Origin of the sequence: Corynebacterium rouxii (assembly GCF_902702935.1) — a bacterium.
GTDB classification, from domain to species: domain Bacteria; phylum Actinomycetota; class Actinomycetes; order Mycobacteriales; family Mycobacteriaceae; genus Corynebacterium; species Corynebacterium rouxii.
Genome location: NZ_LR738855.1, coordinates 513,929 through 531,309 on the forward strand (window position 1 = coordinate 513,929; position 17,381 = coordinate 531,309).

Here is a 17,381-nt window from a genome sequence, read left to right on the forward strand (position 1 = left end):
GCTAGGGCAGTGCTGAGACACCGCCTATTTATGCGGGAAGTGAGCTACTACTCAGGCAGGCGGTCGCCGGTTGCCTTGGAGAAGTTGTGTTGCGCGCCCTCGCGGATGCGGACGTGAACAATCGAACCAATTGGAGGAGCAGCGTGAGGTGCGGTACGGATGATGATCTGGTCGGTGGAGACGTCATCTGGGTTAGCGTCCGTGCCGGAGCCGAGTCCGCCGCCACCAACGAGCTTGCCGTACATAAAGGCATCGGAGCCGAGCTCTTCGACGAGGTGGAGCTTCACCGGAATGGTGTTCGGGGTTCCTTCTGGGACAATCTCGAGTGCCTCTGGGCGGAAGCCAATCACGATCTGGCCGTTATCTGCTGGGGTGATGGCGTCGATGGTGGCTGCGCTGAGTGGCACGCGAGCGTTGCCCAAGACTGCATGGTCGCCTTCGACGGTGAAGGTGCCCAGGTTCATGGCTGGGGAGCCGATGAAGCCAGCGACGAACTCGTTTGCTGGGCGATCGTAGAGCTCGCGTGGGGTGCCGACCTGCTGCAGCTTGCCAAAGTTGAGTACGGCAATGCGATCGCCCATGGTCAGTGCTTCGGTCTGGTCGTGGGTGACGTACAAGGTGGTCACGCCGAGCTTGCGCTGCAGAGCTGCGATCTGGGTACGGGTTTGGACACGCAGCTTTGCGTCCAAGTTGGATAGAGGCTCGTCCATCAGGAAGACCTCTGGTTTACGCACGATTGCGCGGCCCATGGCAACACGCTGACGCTGACCGCCGGAGAGTGCCTTTGGCTTGCGATCAAGGAACGCGGTGAGATCCAAGGTGCGTGCGGCTTCTTCCACACGACGGTCGATCTCTTCCTTAGGGCGCTTATCGATCTTGAGCGCAAAGCCCATGTTTTCGCGCACGGTCATGTGTGGGTAGAGAGCGTAGTTCTGGAAGACCATAGCGATGTCGCGGTCGCGAGGCGGCATATCGGTAACGTCGCGCTCACCAATCAAAATGCGACCATCGTTGACCTCTTCTAGGCCAGCGAGCATACGCAGGGTGGTGGACTTACCGCAGCCAGAAGGTCCGACGAGAACCAAGAATTCGCCGTCTGCGATGTCAAGGGTGAATTTGTCTACCGATGGGGTAGTAGCGCCGGGGTAGATACGCGTTGCGGCATCAAAGGTTACTGAAGCCATGAGTGGCAACTCCATTCTTTATCGGCAGGTACGTGCCGAACGATCCGAGTAGAAGAAATAAAGTGCGCGCTACGAGAACAGCGGCTAGGAAAATGAGCCGTTGCTCTGGATATTTGCGTCAGTGACATAGTACGCGATAAACGTGAGATTTTACGGAACTAACCCCGCGAGAGATCTATATCTCATCCATTATGCAATTCTTTTTAGACTTTTATCAGATAACTTGGTTAGGGCTGCCTAAAAGTTGTGGGTGGGGTAACTAGTGAACTGTGGTAATGCGGTGGTAGGGTAGACCGGTCAAATATATCCAGCCACGGTTTTAGCGGGTGGGTGGTTGCGTTACGGCGTTCCTATGCTTGGCTTTTCGCGATTTTTCTTCGCGTCAGTGGGCGAAATGTCGAATGTGGCTTCACATTTCCTAAGGCTTAGGGCATACGTTTACACACATCTCCTATCGCTTTGGGGGTGGTAGGAGAACCAGGAGGCTAAGTGTCTGCGATTTTTCAGGCATTCCGAGATGCGGATCTTCGTAAGAAGATTCTGATCACCATCGCGTTGATCATCTTGTACCGAATCGGTGCGCAGATCCCGTCTCCGGGTGTTGATTACGCGTCGATTAGCGGTCGGCTTCGTGAGCTGACCTCCGACTCTTCGAGCGTCTACTCACTCATTAACCTGTTTTCGGGCGGAGCCCTGCTGCAGCTGTCGATCTTTGCTATCGGTGTGATGCCGTACATTACGGCGTCGATCATCGTCCAGCTGTTGACGGTTGTGATCCCTAAGTTTGAGGAACTCAAAAAAGAGGGACAATCCGGCCAAGCAAAGATGGATCAGTACACGCGCTACCTCACCTTGGGTCTCGCGCTACTACAGTCCTCGGGCATCGTTGCTCTTGCTGACCGTGAGCAGCTGTTGGGTAGTGGTGTCTCGGTGCTAAAGGAAGACCGCAACCTGTGGACCTTGGTCATGCTGGTGTTGGTCATGTCTGCCGGCGCTATCTTGGTGATGTGGCTCGGCGAGATCATCACTGAGCGCGGTATCGGTAACGGCATGTCCCTACTGATCTTCGCGGGCATTGCAACCCGCATTCCTTCTGATGGTGCCAACATCTTGAACTCTTCCGGCGGCGTTGTGTTTGCTGTCGTTCTTGTTGCTGTAATCGTTTTGGTTGTGGGCGTGGTCTTCGTCGAGCAGGGGCAGCGCCGTATTCCAGTGCAGTACGCAAAGCGCATGGTGGGACGTCGTCAGTACGGTGGCTCCTCCACCTACCTTCCTCTTAAGGTCAACCAGGCTGGCGTTATCCCCGTGATCTTCGCATCCTCCTTGATCTACATGCCAGTGCTGATCACGCAGATTATCAACTCCGGCTCCCACGAGATTTCCGATAACTGGTGGCAGCGCAACGTTATTCAGTACCTGCAAACGCCATCCTCATGGCAGTACATCGTGTTGTACTTTGCACTCATCATCTTCTTCTCTTACTTCTACGTTTCCGTGCAATATGACCCCAATGAGCAAGCGGACAACATGAAGAAGTACGGTGGTTTCATCCCCGGAATCCGCCCAGGTCGTCCTACGGCGGAGTATCTTGGATATGTGATGAACCGACTCCTGTTCGTCGGTGCGCTGTATCTTGGCATCATCGCTGTTTTGCCTAACATCGCCCTCGACTTGGGTGTTGGGGCAAGCTCTGCTGGATCAACACCATTCGGCGGTACTGCAATTTTGATTATGGTTTCCGTGGCTTTGACAACCGTCAAGCAGATCGAAAGCCAGCTACTGCAAAGCAACTACGAAGGACTTCTTAAATAATGCGACTCGTACTTCTTGGACCTCCCGGTGCTGGCAAAGGCACCCAAGCGGCTATCCTCTCCGAAAAGCTGCGCATTCCGCACATCTCTACCGGTGACCTGTTCCGCGCCAACATTGGCGAGGGTACCCCGCTGGGTAAGGAAGCAAAATCTTATATTGATGCCGGCAAGCTCGTGCCTACCGACGTCACCGCGCGCATGGTGAAGGCTCGCCTCCAAGAAGACGATGCAGAGGTTGGATTCCTTCTTGACGGCTTCCCACGTACCGTCGAGCAGGCTGAAATTCTTGAAGAAATGCTCAAGGAATTCGGCGTTGAGCTCAACGGCGTGATTAACTACGAAGTCGCTGAAGATGTAGTGGTTGAGCGCATGCTTGCTCGCGGCCGCGCAGACGACAACGAGGAGACAATCCGCACTCGTTTGCAGGTTTACCGCGACGAAACCGCACCACTTATCCGCCACTATGGTGACGACATCATCAGCATCAAGGCAGAGGGCAGCATTGAGGACATCAACGCTCGTACCCTCGGAGCACTGGGCAAGTAATTTAGCTCTTATATAGCTCCACATATCGTTGAAATCCGAGGCGTTTTCCGTGACACCACACAGGGGAACGATCCTCGGATTTTTCATGGACACAACAGAAAGAAAACACAGCAATGGGCTTTAGGTCTAAGCGAAAAGTAATCCCAGCAAAAACACCAGGCGAGCTTGACGCTATGCAGGCGGCAGGTGAAATTGTCGGCGAGGCACTCCAAGCAGTGCGTGCCGCGGCCGGCGTTGGAGTAAGCACCCTTGAGCTCGACGCTATCGCCGAGCAGACCATTCGCGACCGCGGCGCCATCCCAACTTTTAAAGGCTATGGCGGATTCCCAGGTTCTATCTGTGCCTCGGTTAACGACGTTATCGTGCATGGTATCCCCAACAAGGAAACCATCCTCAAGGAAGGCGACCTCGTCTCCATCGACTGTGGTGCGACCTTGGACGGTTGGGTTGGCGACTCCGCATGGACATTCGGCATTGGCACCATTGCCGACGACGTACGTGCACTTAACGAGGCCACCGAGTGGGTTCTCTATGAAGGTATGAAGGCAATGGTCCCTGGTAATAGGCTTACCGACGTCTCCCACGCCCTCGAGATGGCCACCCGCGCAGCGGAAAAGAAATTCAACGTGCACCTCGGCATTGTCGACGGCTACGGTGGCCACGGAATCGGCCACGAAATGCACGAAGAGCCCTACCTTGCTAACGAAGGTAAAGGTGGCCGCGGCCCGATGATCCAAGAAGGATCGGTGCTGGCTATCGAGCCTATGCTGACCCTCGGATCCGTAGATTCCATCGTGCTCGCCGACGAATGGACCGTTGTCACCGACGATAACTCTTGGTCCTCGCACTGGGAGCACACGGTTGCGGCAACCAACGATGGTCCTAGGATTTTGACTCCGCGAAAGTAATCGAACTTTCAGATAACTAAGCGGTGGTTGGTTGTGGTTATACACAATCAATCACCATTTTCTTTTCGGTATGGGGGTGAGGGTGGGGGGTGTTTATTTTCATTAAGCTCTAATTTTTACCGATATATAATGTTGTGGAACACAATTTTGTTCATTTTGTGACCTCCGACAGGAATCTCGCTACGCTAAAACTCAATGGCGCACGACCCATTGATATGTGAATTTCGGGACGTGCTCCGATCTCCCCTCAAATCCCTCATGAGCAAACTCTAACTATAGGACGTCAGACGTCTGACGTCAGATGGTGAAAGCTGCTCCTCTCTGAAAGGTTGGCCTGTGTATTCCTCAAACCGAACCTACAGCCGTGCGATCCTCGGCCTCAGTGCTGCATTAACACTTTCGTTTACATCCCTCGTTGCGCCAGTGAATGCGGAAGAGACAGAAACTATTGTGCCTGCTACCGCAGAGCAAGAAGGAGAAGCACCTGCGACATTGCCGAGCGCTGAAACTGGACTTTTTGACGCAGCGCCGCCAAAGCCTGTGGCGCGTGGTGCCGCAGGGGATCTGCAATTGCCGGCGGTGAATGAGAAAGAGGTTTTTGAGGAGGGGAAAGTTATTCGTCCACCAGATGAGAATGGGCAACGATGCTATCGAATCCCTGCTCTTATTACGGCTAAAGACGGTAGCCTTCTTCTTGCATTTGACGATCGATATGGGCCGGATGAAAAAAGTAAAACATGGTGCCGAGATGCGCCGTATGATCCTGGTAATTCTTCAGCAGCCATAAAGCAGACTGATATTGCGCTTTATCGATCAGTTAACGATGGTAAATCTTTTGAAAACTATGGTTTTATTGCTCAAGGAACTAAAGATAGCCGTGGTTTGTCATATACAGATCCAGCATTGGTTGTTGATAGGTCCTCGGGAAAAATCTTTGCCTTTTTTGTACGCGGATATGATAAGCGCGTAGCGCAAGCAGTCTCGGGATATCACAGCGGTAACGTTGAGGGGCCAATTACCAATCGAAATGTACAAGATACTGTTGTTATCGAGTCGGAAGATAACGGTCGTACATGGAAGAATATGAAGCTAATCAGCAACTTAACAGACAAGGTTGTTGTTGGTGGTAATACATACACGGGTAGGGGACGATTTGTAACATCAGGTTCTGGTGTGCAACTAAAATTTGGACTGCATCCTGGCCGGCTTATAGTGCCGATCGCTGTCGATATCGATCCAAGTGACTCGGCAAAATTTGTAAACCTAGCAATTTACTCGGATGACGGGGGCGATACGTGGGAAATCGGTGAAGGAGTTGCTGGTGTCGGATATGTTAGCGGTGATGAGAACAAAATCATCGAGCTTTCTGATGGTCGATTGATGATGAATTCTAAAGAATTTAAAGGCGGAATGAGATGGTCATCATATTCTGAAGATCAAGGGAAAACATGGTCTGATCCAGTCGACCACCTGATTGCGCCACCTGATCATCCTAATATGTACAACGCCGGAATTAACGTCGGTTTAATTAAGGCATATCCCAATGCGGTTAAAGGGAGTGCAGCGTCGAAAGTATTGCTTTTCTCGGCGCCGATCAATCGACGTAACGGTAGTGATTTTGGTGTTGATGGTCGTGAAAACGGCTGGGTAATGGGTTCTTGCGACGACGGAAAGACGTGGTCCTTTGGGCGTCAACTTGAAAAGGACCGTTTCCAGTATTCGAGTATGACAGTCATGTCTGACGGCAACATAGGCATGGTTTATGAATCGGGCACCAAAACTGAAGGAATGAACCTAAAATTTGCCAAGTTCAATATGGCATGGCTAGGTGCAGATTGCCTCAGCAATGAGGCATTGGGTTTGACCGGCGATATTGATAAGGAAATCGTCGAGGCCCAAGAAAAGGCTGCTGCTGCAACTAAAGAAGCTCAAGAAGCTGCGGAGAAGGTTGAAAAGTTAACGGAAGACTTGGCTGCTGCTCGTAAAGAAAATGACGAGCTCAAGACTCAGGTAAAGGAATCTGAGGAAGCCGTTGGGGATCTTGCGGGTGAAGTTGAGGATCTAACTGACGAGGTATTTAAACTAGAGAACGCCGTCACGGAAGCAAAAGAGAAGGCTACTGTGGCTGAAAAGGCGGCATCCGACGCTCTGACTAAACTACAAAAAGCTGAATCGATTGCGGAAGAGCAAAAGGCTAAGGCTGAATCTGCAGCCGCAGAAGTTCAGGCATTGCGTGAAAAACTGGAGAAACTTGAAGGAAGCATCCTTACTGTGAAGGAGAATCCAGAAGCAGAAGAAAGCGTTGATCTATCAAGTGCAGCGAAGGGTGCTGCTGATGCAGCTCGTCGCGCTGCTACGGATGCAAACGGTGCACTTTCTGGGCAAAAGCAAGATGAAGAAAAGCCAGCTATGGGCTTGATGAGAATCTTGAAAGTGCTTGCGGGGATCATTCCACTGGTAGCGATCATTGCGACTATATTTCAAACATTCCGTTTGCCTTTTAACATTCCTGGAATGAGGTAGGCAAATATTGATCAAGTGGAGTAAGCCGTTTGTTACTGGTTTACCCCACTTCATCTGTCACGAGTGATATGCGACATGCCGACGGTGGTAAGTTTTCTCATATTTTAATGAGCGTGACTATAGTTACTCTTATGTCCTATAAGCCTCGTCACGCAAAGCCGTCGGCAACGCGCCGTCGTGTTACTGCGGTTATCGGAGCAACGGCCACCTCGACCGCGTTGCTTACCGCACAGCCGGCCACTGCTTCTGCAGTGCCGTTAAGCTCTGGTTCCTCCGTTATCAGCTCCATTAATGATCAGCTGCAAACAATTGGGCAGCAGACTCGTGATGGTGCATGGAACCTGCGCAATGCGCTTATCGCGCAGGCTGATGCGCTCCCCATTGAGGTGGCAGCGCCAATTAAAAACGGTATCGACGCTACCGTTAATCTGCTTTTCCCAGGGCTAATCCAAGAGCGCACCTTTGTTGCGCCACCGCCTCCACCTGCGCCAGCTGCTCCTGCATTTGATCGTGGATCGTGCCCGCCAGCAGCACGTGCATGCGTCGATCTCGCTCATCAGCGTGCGTGGCTTCAGCAAGATGGTCGTGTAGTTTATGGTGCAGTCCCGATTTCTTCGGGTCGTCCAGGTTGGGAAACGCCTCCGGGTGTGTTCCATGTGAACCGCAAGGTCAAGGACGAAATCTCGCGTGAATTTAACAATGCCCCAATGCCATACTCGGTGTACTTCACCAACAACGGTATTGCGTTCCACCAAGATAGCCCGAATGTGATGTCGCACGGATGTATTCACCTGTGGCATAACGATGCGGTGACGTTCTTTAACACTCTGCAATATGGCGATATGGTGTACGTTTACTAGATTCTCATATTGCTTTCTCCCTGCTCGCTACCTCGTAATATTCCGAAAGGATTGAGGTAGGGAAGCGGGGATTTTTGTGTTTGTCTTCGCTGGGGGTGTAAGAGACTTTGCAAATTTTTTAAGAAACGCTTGAAATATCTAGATCTACGCGGTAGTGTTTTCGTTTGGTGTATTGCCAAATGGCACGTGCACCTACTGAAACCTTGTGTTCTTACGGGGCTCAGTAAAAGTAGCGAACGAAGCGACACTAATGGTAACTCGCATGTCTGTGAGGTGCCTGACGGTGTCAGGAATGTGGAGGATATGGCTAAGGAAGGCGCAATCGAGGTCGAGGGTCGTATTATCGAGCCTTTGCCGAATGCAATGTTCCGAGTCGAACTCGATAACGGACACAAAGTACTTGCTCACATCAGTGGCAAGATGCGTCAGCACTACATTCGCATCCTTCCTGAGGATCGCGTAGTTGTTGAGCTGTCTCCATACGACCTCACCCGCGGTCGCATCGTTTACCGCTACAAGTAAGTCGTACTTACACAATTCAGAAGCCTCCATGCTTCACTGACGTTTCTGCGTCACCCACACCTTTGGCTGCGGTGGCTGAAGCCTCATTTGTGTGCCCCATCGTCCGGCTCCGACCGGGCAAAGTGGCAAGTGATGAGGACGAGCATGGAGAAAACCACCGTAACAACCGGAAAGGTACTGCCCTTATGGCACGTCTCGCTGGAGTTGACCTTCCGCGCAATAAGCGCATGGAGGTTGCACTCACTTACATTTACGGCATCGGCCCAGCCCGTGCCGCTCAGCTGCTCGAGGAGACCGGCATCTCCCCAGATCTGCGCACCGACAACCTCAACGACGAGCAGGTTTCTGCTCTTCGTGACGTTATCGAAGCAACCTGGAAGGTAGAGGGTGACCTCCGCCGTCAGGTTCAGGCCGATATCCGTCGCAAGATTGAAATCGGCTGCTACCAGGGCCTGCGCCACCGTCGTGGTCTGCCAGTCCGTGGCCAGCGCACCAAGACCAACGCTCGTACGCGTAAGGGTCCTAAGAAGACGATCGCCGGAAAGAAGAAGTAATTCATGCCTCCAAAGACTCGCAGCACTGCACGTCGCTCTGGTCGTCGTGTAGTTAAGAAGAACGTGGCTCAGGGCCACGCTTACATCAAGTCCACCTTCAACAACACCATCGTTTCCATCACGGATCCTTCCGGTGCTGTTATCGCATGGGCATCCTCCGGTCACGTTGGCTTCAAGGGTTCCCGTAAGTCCACCCCATTCGCTGCACAGCTTGCTGCTGAGAACGCTGCTCGCAAGGCAATGGATCACGGTATGAAGAAGGTCGACGTATTCGTTAAGGGCCCAGGCTCTGGACGTGAGACCGCTATTCGTTCCCTCCAGGCTGCTGGCCTCGAGGTCACCTCGATCTCCGATGTCACTCCTCAGCCATTCAACGGCTGCCGCCCACCAAAGCGTCGTCGCGTTTAATAGGAAAGGAAAGGTAACTTACTATGGCTCGTTATACCGGCCCAGCAACCCGTAAGTCCCGCCGCCTCCGCGTCGACCTCGTCGGCGGAGACATGGCATTCGAGCGTCGCCCATACCCTCCAGGACAGGCTGGTCGTGCACGCATCAAGGAATCTGAGTACCTCTTGCAGCTCCAGGAGAAGCAGAAGGCTCGTTTCACCTACGGTGTTCTCGAGAAGCAGTTCCGTCGTTACTACGCAGAGGCTAACCGTCTGCCAGGTAAGACCGGTGACAACCTTGTCATCCTGCTCGAGTCCCGTCTGGACAACGTAGTGTACCGTGCAGGTCTTGCACGTACCCGTCGTCAGGCTCGTCAGCTTGTTTCCCACGGTCACTTCACCGTGAACGGTAAGAAGATCAACGTTCCTTCCTACCGCGTCTCCCAGTACGACATCATCGACGTTCGCGAGAAGTCGCAGAAGATGATCTGGTTCGAAGAGGCTCAGGAGAACCTGCTTGACGCTGTTGTACCTGCATGGTTGCAGGTCGTTCCGTCCACCCTGCGCATCCTCGTGCACCAGCTGCCCGAGCGCGCTCAGATCGACGTTCCGCTGCAAGAGCAGCTCATCGTCGAGCTTTACTCGAAGTAATTTTTACAATTCTTCACCCTCTATCCATCCTTTCCGCCTACAGACGTCAAATAGTGGTCGTCACTTACAGGAGAGTTCTTCATGCTCATTTCTCAGCGCCCAACCCTTACCGAGGAATACGTCGATTCCGCTCGCTCACGCTTCGTTATCGAGCCACTTGAGCCTGGCTTCGGCTACACCCTAGGTAATTCGCTGCGTCGTACCCTGCTTTCGTCCATCCCAGGCGCAGCAGTGACCAGCATCAAGATTGATGGTGTGCTCCACGAGTTCACCACCATCAACGGTGTGAAGGAAGATGTCTCCGACATCATCTTGAACATCAAGGGCCTTGTGCTTTCTTCTGACTCCGATGAGCCAGTTGTTATGTATCTGCGCAAGGAAGGCTCTGGCGTTGTTACTGCTGGCGACATTGAGCCACCAGCAGGCGTGGAGATCCACAACCCGGATCTGCACCTCGCAACCCTTAATGAGCAGGGTCGTCTGGACATCGAGATGATTGTTGAGCGTGGCCGTGGCTACGTTCCAGCAACTCTTTACTCCGGCCCAGCTGAAATCGGCCGTATCCCAGTCGACCAGATTTACTCCCCAGTATTGAAGGTCAGCTACAAGGTTGAAGCTACTCGTGTTGAGCAGCGCACCGACTTTGACAAGCTGATCATCGACGTGGAGACCAAGAACTCTATGACTCCACGTGACGCACTCGCGTCTGCAGGCAAGACCCTTGTTGAGCTGTTCGGCCTCGCACGCGAGCTGAACACCGCAGCCGAAGGCATCGAGATCGGACCTTCTCCACAGGAGACCGAGTACATCGCTGCTTATGGCATGCCAATCGAGGATCTGAACTTCTCTGTTCGTTCCTACAACTGCCTGAAACGCCAAGAAATCCACACGGTCGGTGAGCTCGCAGAGTGCACCGAATCCGATCTGCTGGATATTCGTAACTTCGGTCAGAAGTCGATCAACGAAGTAAAGATCAAGCTCGCTGGCTTGGGTTTGACCCTCAAGGATGCTCCAGAGGACTTCGATCCAACTCAGCTCGATGGCTATGACGCTGCAACCGGCGACTACATCGACACGGATCCTGAAGAAACCGAGTAAAAAGCCACTAAGACCAGCACAGTGGCACCCTCACAATTGCTGGTCTAGCGCTCAATAAACCTGTATACGAGGAGTACACCATGCCTACCCCTAAGAAGGGCGCCCGTCTCGGCGGTTCCGCGAGCCACCAGAAGAAGATTCTGGCTAACCTCGCTTCTCAGCTGATCGAGCACGAGGCAATCAAGACCACCGACGCCAAGGCAAAGCTTCTGCGCCCATACGTAGAAAAGCTGATCACCAAGGCTAAGGGCGGCTCCGTTGCAGATCGTCGCAACGTTGCTAAGTTCATCACCAACAAAGAGATCGTCGCAAAGCTCTTCAACGAGCTGGCTCCAAAGTTTGAAAACCGTGAGGGTGGCTACACCCGCATCATCAAGCTGGAGAACCGCAAGGGCGACAACGCTCCAATGAGCCAGATCTCCCTCGTTCTCGAGGAGACTGTCTCCGCAGAAGCTACCCGTGCCGCACGCGCTGCTGCTTCCAAGAAGGCTGAAGAGCCTGCAGAAGCTGTAGAAGCAGAAGCACCAGCTGCTGACGAGGCGGAAGAGAAGTAAATTCTCTTATGGAGCGCACCAAATGCGCCCCATAGCCTACAAACCGCACCACACAAATCCCCCGCACGCGAGGGACACGTGGTGCGGTTTTTCGTTGCTGCTAGCATTAAACGCTATGACTAACGGCACGGTACGCATCCGCCTCGACCTCGCCTACGACGGCACCGACTTCCACGGCTGGGCGCGACAAGGTGACTCAGATCTACGCACCGTACAAAAAATAATAGAAGACACCCTTAAGCTCGTCCTCCAACGACCCATCGACCTCACCGTCGCAGGACGCACCGACGCAGGAGTACACGCCACCGGACAAGTAGCACACTTCGACGTCGACCCAGCAGCCCTAGAAACCCGCAGTATTGCAGGCGACCCCAACCGGTTGGTGCGTCGATTAGCGCGACTTCTACCAGAAGACGTCCGAATCCATAACCTGAGCTTCGTGCCAGCAGAATTCGACGCCCGATTCTCAGCACTACGCCGGCATTACATCTACCGCGTGAGCACCCACCCAAGAGGGGCACTGCCGACCCGCGCACGCGACACCGCCCACTGGCCACGCAGCGTCGATATTTCTGCAATGCAGGCCGCCGCCGACGCATTGATCGGCATGCATGACTTCGCAGCGTTTTGCAAGTATCGCGAGGGCGCTAGCACCATCCGGGACCTGCAAGAATTCAGCTGGCATGACGTATCCACCCCACAAGAACCCCAACTATACGAAGCCCACGTCACCGCCGACGCCTTCTGTTGGTCCATGGTGCGCTCCCTCGTAGGAGCTTGCCTCGTGGTGGGGGAGGGCAAACGACCTGATGGTTTTACCGAAGGGCTCCTCGGAGAAACAAAACGTTCGTCATCTATCCCCGTTGCGGCAGCCTGCGGCCTCAGCCTTGTCGGCGTGGATTACCCCAGCGACGATCAATTAGGTGCGCGTGCTGAGCAAGCACGTGCCTATCGGACCCACGACGAATTGCCTTCCCCATAAAAATTGCGTTATCTGGGAACCTTCCTAGGTGTTGATTACGTCTAAACACATGGGGGGAAGTTCACACATCGGCTATCTCCTTGCTCATCGCAGCGCGACCGAGCAAATCAGAATGTGTTGAATAAGGAGACGTAGTCCGCAGTGACAAATAATCAACGCCCAGCACGTAGTATTAGTCCAGCAAGCAAAGCGCAAGTTTCAGGGCACAAATTTCTCCAACGACGCGCCGAACTGGGCCTTTTGCTTGGCGACGTTCGCATGCTGCACGATCCTATTGCAAAACTACGCAGAGGCCTGCTTTTTGGGCTGAGTGCTGCGGTGTTGTTAGGCGTGGGATCAGGTGCACTAGCTGTATTTAGTCCCGCCGCCGACCCTGGTGAAGCACCGATCATGCGCAGCGACAGTGGCGACCTTTTTGTACGCGTAGACCAGCAGATTCACCCCGTAGCAAATCTTGCCTCCGCACGACTGGTTGCCGGCGAGCCCGCCCAACCGGTAAAAGCATCCGATTCTGTACTGGCCCGTGAACACATTGGGGTGCCTATCGGCATTCCCGATGCGCCACGGATTGTCCCAGAGAAATCCCAAGAGCAACCCGCATGGCATGTGTGTCACTGGGACGACACTGTGGAAGTAGCGCAAGTACATGATCCAACCCAGCGGGATTTCCCTGCAGTAGCGGACAATACTGCACTTGTCGCGGCAACACCGTTTGTGGAATACCTCATTGTGGATTCGACACGCTACCTGCTGCCGCCAACGGATTCGCCAGAAGGACGTAGTATCCGCAGACGCATTGGGATGACAGAATCAACAGTGCGGTGGCGGCCACCTGCGGAAGTATTATCGCTGATACCAGAAGGGCCACCCATTGCGCTTCCGGCCCCAGAATCAGAGATTCTGCACAACGGTAAAAGTTCATGGCTCAACATCAATGCCCACGTAGTAGAGCTTTCTGACCTGCATTTAGCCATCCTCAATGATCTCGGATGGCGCGCTAGCCACGTACCAGCAGCGGTGATCAACGACCTACCCGATTTACAGGAGCCGCTGCGGCTTCCCGAGCGGAAATACATTTTTGAGGAGGCAACACTTCCACCTTTGTGCATTGGATTTGTATGGCAAGACGATCACGAGGCTCAACCTCGGTGGGATCGCAAAGTTTTTCAACGGGATAAAGACACAGAGAACCTTGCGGTAGAGCTTTCTGGCGATTCGCCGGCTACGCATTATGCAGGCACAGGCATGTCTCAAGCAGTGGATACCGGTAGCGGATGGCATGTTGTTTCTGAGCATGGGCAACGCCATACACTGATGGCACAAGAAAATGCCCATATTCTAGGGTTTAAGGAATTCTACCGAGTACCGTGGGAAGTTGTGGGATTGCTTCCGGAAGGCAGCGCATTGACAGCTGAGGCAGCGCTCGCGCCACTGTACTAGCGTGGTGTATAAGTAGGGAGGACCAATTGGTTATCCAATTGTTATCAAACCAGCCACTGCATGTATATGTGATTGGCACCTAACGCGGAAAGGAACTTAGCAGCAACCATGAGTTCCATGCGTGATTCTGTAGCAGACCATCTCGAACGGCTGAATCGACACCACGAGAACCTTAAACACACCCGATACGGCTTTATTGTTCGGCCTCTTGTTCTTGCTTTAGGTTGGATCGTTGTTGTCGTTGGCATTATCACCATCCCGCTCCCAGGGCCTGGCTGGCTTACGGTTTTTATTGGTATCGCTATTTTGTCACTAGAGCTGCATTGGGCCAGCAACCTTCTTGCTTGGGGAGTGCGGCTCTATGACAGATTTTTCAGCTGGTATCACGTGCAGTCGACTCGTGTGCGCTGCAGCCTCATCGCTGCAACTATTGCCGCCTGTTGGATCGTCGGTGGTGGCATTGCCATCGTAATGTGGAAATGCGGCATGCTAGGGATCTTGGATCCCATCTTTACTCCCGTTTTTTCTTAGCACGTTTATGCTGGATGACCTCAGTAAGAATCACAACGACGAGTCCCCAAAAAATCACTTCAACAGCATGCTCACGGATGAATTTTTGACGGTGCAACGGCTTGATCTTTACCTGGTGATGCGTGCGAGGCGCAGGAAATTCCATCGTGAGTGCATGGACTGGATTGATTTTTCCTACAGTGGGATCTGAGCTCATCAAAATTCTTTGCCGAATGTGCTCTGGGCTTTCAGCGGGAAAACGCTGCTTTATCAATGCAGCAACACCTGAAACATAGGGGGCTGCAAAACTGGTTCCTTGGAAGGGATACACGCTGCGGTGGTTGAGAGTGCCTCCGGCGATACCAGGATGGTCGTGAGCTAGAGCAGCGGGAACATAACCTAACGCACTGACTAATGGGAATGGCGAGGGCATAGAGTAATCCGCGAAATGATATGGATCCTTTAAGGCACCGACCGTTAACACAGTGGGGTAGTGTGCCGGAAAAACACGAGCACCATGAACGCAATCATCTGTGCTACCGGTGGCATTGCCCGCTGCAGATACCACCACAGTGCCCGATTCTTCTGCGCGCCGGAGGGCCTCAACGAGTACAGCATCATCAACTACATGATCGCTAGCAACACAGGAGACAACGGAAATATTAATGATCTGAGCATGCTGATCGATGGCGGTATGTATCGCATGAGCCAAAGAAGCCACAGTGCCTGAAGCTACAGTATTGCTGGTTTGCTGAATGGAAATGAGTTGGGATTCCGGAGCAACACCTAAGACTGGGTCGGGGCCAGGCTGACTAGCAATAACACTGGCTACGACTGTGCCATGAGCATCACAATCGTGCAGACCTCCCGTGGGGGTATAACTGCCACTTAGATAGCTACCGCCGTCGATAAGCCTTGGTAGACGTGGATGTGGTGAGATGCCTGTGTCGATAACCGCAACAGTGACCCCACGACCAGTAGCAATACGATGCAGTTCAGAAAGAACCTGCCATTGATCTGATACGGGTTGCTGTTCGCCCGATAGTGGTGCGCTGATGGCACAGCGTTGTTGTGCGCTGACTGATTCAGGTAACGCACAACACCACGCTGCAGCGAAGCCAATTGCAATAATTCCTATGGTCTTCATCCGACTATCGCCCTAACCCAACCCGCGAATCAATGAGAAAATACCCATGAGATGTGTAGCTAGCGGAACAATCGCAGCAACTGCCAACGATTCCACACGATGAAGCCATTGGGTAGTAGTTGGCGCAACACTGCTTAACTTATGTGCCCAAACCGGAGCGCTAATCGTGCTGCCTGCAGCTAGGACACTCGCCACGATCCACGGCCACGCAAACACATCAAGCGCCCCATTGGTAGCGGCGATCATTCCGATCATTCCAACCGCCCACAATGCCCACGTGCTATAAGCATCAGGGCAACGATGAGCATGGAAAACACACACAACCGCGGCAAATGAGCACAGTGCTACGCAATAACCAGAAACAGAGGGACTGACCGCAAGATACGCCATCGCAAAAGCTAATGAGAGAGCAGAACCTACATACATTCCTTGAAAAATCGCACTGGCTTTTTGCGCCTTAAACGTCATGTCCGAAGGGGATTCGACCTTGTCGCTGACCGTGAGATCTTGGCCGGTATTAGGCAACCTCGGGATAGGCATAGCAGAAACGCGTAAAGCAAGCGACGGGCCAGCAACAATGACCGCTACCGCACAAAGAATGACACCAGAAGCGGCTCCATTAAACCAACCGTGCACATCAAACTCGCGATCGCGATGCAGCCACCCAGCAGGGGCACTCGCGAAAAAACACACCACGACGGTAACAATGCCGCTTAACCAATGAGCTAACGGCCAGAGTGCTACCCGCGCGGCTACCATGATTCCCGCTAATGCAACAAGAGCAACTGTTCCCGCTGCTAGCACCGTATGAACAATGCTCACCGAAGTAGCGTGCGATACAGCGATGAAGGAATCGCCGAGCAAAAAGAAGAACACGCTGGACCACGTGGCCAGCAACCAAGGAATCAAGAGCAAAGGGCGCGTGGTGATCACAAAAGCGATACTAAGTAGTGCTGTGATAGCACCACAGCGCGCTGATAACGGCACTGATTCCACGGGGAGCCGAAGCCCCAGCAACACGATTACTAGCGCACCAGCCATTGCAGCACATTCGGTGGTGCCACGGGCTGCAGCGTTGCTGCGACCACAATGTGCAAGTGCCTCTGCGGAATCACGAATTACAGGGGCTGCCTGCGGTCTATGAGGACGGATAATCATACTACTGCCGTGCGACAACTGAAGTGTATGTACTGGCGCGTACATGTCGTAAGGTAAGCCAGCTGGGCTGATCACCTGCCACACAGGAGCTTCCGGATCAGTGAGTGGCTGTTCGGAAACTTGTTGGGCTAAGCCCAAAACTTCGGGGACGATCTCGGAAAATGTCGACTGCGATGGAACAGAAATATCTACCTCAGCCAGCGAATCGTGACCGCCATTGGATGCGTCTATCTGGAACCGCAGTCGGACGTCGTGAAGCATGGATTGCACATTTACCCCCTCAAATGTCGGTACCCCCTACCGATCTAGACCTATCATGACCTATAATTCAGAACATGTCTAGCCTCAAGGGGGAATTGGGGGAGACGAACACGGGGCACAAGGGGGAATACGTTGAGTACAACAGCGACATCGTCATGGCAGGAAATACCACCAATTAGCTTGGCGGAACGCGAGCCGGCGCCACCGCTACCACAGGGGTCACTGACACCAGAAAAAGTTCCCGATGCGATCAAACCGGAGCCGGTGTCGTTGTTGCGAATACTGA

17 protein-coding genes are annotated in these 17,381 nt (G+C 53.2%); 14 read left to right on the plus strand and 3 right to left on the minus strand.

Features of this window, described 5'->3' with window-relative positions; genetic code table 11:
* Positions 1 to 47 precede the first annotated feature (47 nt).
* Positions 48 to 1,184, minus strand: a complete 1,137-nt coding sequence (locus CIP100161_RS02710) for an ABC transporter ATP-binding protein (RefSeq protein WP_155871699.1) — start codon at positions 1,182 to 1,184, stop codon at positions 48 to 50.
* Between the two features lie 489 nt (positions 1,185 to 1,673).
* Between CIP100161_RS02710 and secY the strand changes: the two genes are divergently transcribed.
* The 14 genes from secY (at position 1,674) to CIP100161_RS02780 (ending at position 14,550) form a co-directional block, all read left to right on the plus strand.
* Positions 1,674 to 2,996 carry a preprotein translocase subunit SecY gene (gene secY, locus CIP100161_RS02715; protein ID WP_155871701.1) on the plus strand — a complete coding sequence of 441 codons (1,323 nt, stop codon included), beginning with the start codon at positions 1,674 to 1,676 and terminating at the stop codon, positions 2,994 to 2,996.
* The gene (locus CIP100161_RS02720; protein WP_155871703.1) at positions 2,996 to 3,541 is read left to right on the plus strand and encodes an adenylate kinase; all 546 of its coding nucleotides are present in this window, start codon (positions 2,996 to 2,998) and stop codon (positions 3,539 to 3,541) included. Before secY ends, CIP100161_RS02720 begins: the two co-directional genes overlap by 1 nt.
* Positions 3,542 to 3,654: 113 nt before the next feature.
* Positions 3,655 to 4,449: a type I methionyl aminopeptidase gene (map, locus tag CIP100161_RS02725; RefSeq protein ID WP_155871705.1), complete on the plus strand. Its 795-nt coding sequence runs from the start codon at positions 3,655 to 3,657 to the stop codon at positions 4,447 to 4,449.
* A gap of 336 nt (positions 4,450 to 4,785) precedes the next feature.
* Complete coding sequence (gene nanH / locus CIP100161_RS02730) at positions 4,786 to 6,972, plus strand: exo-alpha-sialidase NanH (protein WP_155871707.1); 2,187 nt, start codon at positions 4,786 to 4,788, stop codon at positions 6,970 to 6,972.
* 131 nt (positions 6,973 to 7,103) lie between these two features.
* Positions 7,104 to 7,832, plus strand: a complete 729-nt coding sequence (locus tag CIP100161_RS02735) for a L,D-transpeptidase (protein WP_155871709.1) — start codon at positions 7,104 to 7,106, stop codon at positions 7,830 to 7,832.
* Positions 7,833 to 8,135: 303 nt separating this feature from the next.
* Positions 8,136 to 8,354 carry a translation initiation factor IF-1 gene (gene infA, locus CIP100161_RS02740; RefSeq protein ID WP_004566852.1) on the plus strand — a complete coding sequence of 73 codons (219 nt, stop codon included), beginning with the start codon at positions 8,136 to 8,138 and terminating at the stop codon, positions 8,352 to 8,354.
* 185 nt (positions 8,355 to 8,539) lie between these two features.
* Positions 8,540 to 8,908 (plus strand): 30S ribosomal protein S13, encoded by a 369-nt coding sequence (gene rpsM, locus CIP100161_RS02745; RefSeq protein WP_155871711.1) that lies wholly within the window; start codon positions 8,540 to 8,542, stop codon positions 8,906 to 8,908.
* Positions 8,909 to 8,911: 3 nt separating this feature from the next.
* Positions 8,912 to 9,316: a 30S ribosomal protein S11 gene (rpsK, locus tag CIP100161_RS02750; RefSeq protein ID WP_004566855.1), complete on the plus strand. Its 405-nt coding sequence runs from the start codon at positions 8,912 to 8,914 to the stop codon at positions 9,314 to 9,316.
* Positions 9,317 to 9,339: 23 nt separating this feature from the next.
* Entirely contained in the window at positions 9,340 to 9,945 is a 606-nt protein-coding gene (gene rpsD, locus CIP100161_RS02755) for a 30S ribosomal protein S4 (RefSeq protein WP_004566857.1), read from the plus strand.
* Between the two features lie 81 nt (positions 9,946 to 10,026).
* The gene (locus CIP100161_RS02760) at positions 10,027 to 11,043 is read left to right on the plus strand and encodes a DNA-directed RNA polymerase subunit alpha (RefSeq protein WP_155871713.1); all 1,017 of its coding nucleotides are present in this window, start codon (positions 10,027 to 10,029) and stop codon (positions 11,041 to 11,043) included.
* Between the two features lie 80 nt (positions 11,044 to 11,123).
* Positions 11,124 to 11,597, plus strand: coding sequence for a 50S ribosomal protein L17 (rplQ, locus tag CIP100161_RS02765; protein ID WP_004566860.1), 474 nt, complete (start codon positions 11,124 to 11,126; stop codon positions 11,595 to 11,597).
* A gap of 115 nt (positions 11,598 to 11,712) precedes the next feature.
* Positions 11,713 to 12,579 (plus strand): tRNA pseudouridine(38-40) synthase TruA, encoded by an 867-nt coding sequence (gene truA / locus CIP100161_RS02770; RefSeq protein WP_155871715.1) that lies wholly within the window; start codon positions 11,713 to 11,715, stop codon positions 12,577 to 12,579.
* A gap of 141 nt (positions 12,580 to 12,720) precedes the next feature.
* Positions 12,721 to 14,019: a type VII secretion protein EccB gene (gene eccB, locus CIP100161_RS02775; RefSeq protein ID WP_155871717.1), complete on the plus strand. Its 1,299-nt coding sequence runs from the start codon at positions 12,721 to 12,723 to the stop codon at positions 14,017 to 14,019.
* 108 nt (positions 14,020 to 14,127) lie between these two features.
* Positions 14,128 to 14,550 (plus strand): TIGR02611 family protein, encoded by a 423-nt coding sequence (locus CIP100161_RS02780; RefSeq protein ID WP_155871719.1) that lies wholly within the window; start codon positions 14,128 to 14,130, stop codon positions 14,548 to 14,550.
* On the opposite strand, the gene CIP100161_RS02785 is transcribed toward CIP100161_RS02780, so the two are convergent.
* A complete protein-coding gene (locus CIP100161_RS02785; protein ID WP_155871721.1) occupies positions 14,531 to 15,676 on the minus strand; it encodes a S8 family serine peptidase in 1,146 nt (381 codons plus the stop codon). The two genes, CIP100161_RS02780 and CIP100161_RS02785, sit on opposite strands and share 20 nt — an antisense overlap.
* Before the next feature lie 12 nt (positions 15,677 to 15,688).
* Positions 15,689 to 17,104: a type VII secretion integral membrane protein EccD gene (gene eccD / locus CIP100161_RS02790; protein ID WP_155871724.1), complete on the minus strand. Its 1,416-nt coding sequence runs from the start codon at positions 17,102 to 17,104 to the stop codon at positions 15,689 to 15,691.
* Positions 17,105 to 17,381 lie beyond the last annotated feature (277 nt).

What these genes read in the sequence shown, in the direction of transcription:
- CIP100161_RS02710 (WP_155871699.1), bottom strand. Translation starts at nt 1,184, where the DNA reads ATGGCTTCAGTAACCTTTGATGCCGCAACGCGTATCTACCCCGGCGCT.
- CIP100161_RS02720 (WP_155871703.1), top strand. Translation starts at nt 2,996, where the DNA reads ATGCGACTCGTACTTCTTGGACCTCCCGGTGCTGGCAAAGGCACCCAA.
- map (WP_155871705.1), top strand. Translation starts at nt 3,655, where the DNA reads ATGGGCTTTAGGTCTAAGCGAAAAGTAATCCCAGCAAAAACACCAGGC.
- CIP100161_RS02735 (WP_155871709.1), top strand. Translation starts at nt 7,104, where the DNA reads ATGTCCTATAAGCCTCGTCACGCAAAGCCGTCGGCAACGCGCCGTCGT.
- infA (WP_004566852.1), top strand. Translation starts at nt 8,136, where the DNA reads ATGGCTAAGGAAGGCGCAATCGAGGTCGAGGGTCGTATTATCGAGCCT.
- rpsM (WP_155871711.1), top strand. Translation starts at nt 8,540, where the DNA reads ATGGCACGTCTCGCTGGAGTTGACCTTCCGCGCAATAAGCGCATGGAG.
- rpsK (WP_004566855.1), top strand. Translation starts at nt 8,912, where the DNA reads ATGCCTCCAAAGACTCGCAGCACTGCACGTCGCTCTGGTCGTCGTGTA.
- rpsD (WP_004566857.1), top strand. Translation starts at nt 9,340, where the DNA reads ATGGCTCGTTATACCGGCCCAGCAACCCGTAAGTCCCGCCGCCTCCGC.
- CIP100161_RS02760 (WP_155871713.1), top strand. Translation starts at nt 10,027, where the DNA reads ATGCTCATTTCTCAGCGCCCAACCCTTACCGAGGAATACGTCGATTCC.
- rplQ (WP_004566860.1), top strand. Translation starts at nt 11,124, where the DNA reads ATGCCTACCCCTAAGAAGGGCGCCCGTCTCGGCGGTTCCGCGAGCCAC.
- truA (WP_155871715.1), top strand. Translation starts at nt 11,713, where the DNA reads ATGACTAACGGCACGGTACGCATCCGCCTCGACCTCGCCTACGACGGC.
- CIP100161_RS02780 (WP_155871719.1), top strand. Translation starts at nt 14,128, where the DNA reads ATGAGTTCCATGCGTGATTCTGTAGCAGACCATCTCGAACGGCTGAAT.
- CIP100161_RS02785 (WP_155871721.1), bottom strand. Translation starts at nt 15,676, where the DNA reads ATGAAGACCATAGGAATTATTGCAATTGGCTTCGCTGCAGCGTGGTGT.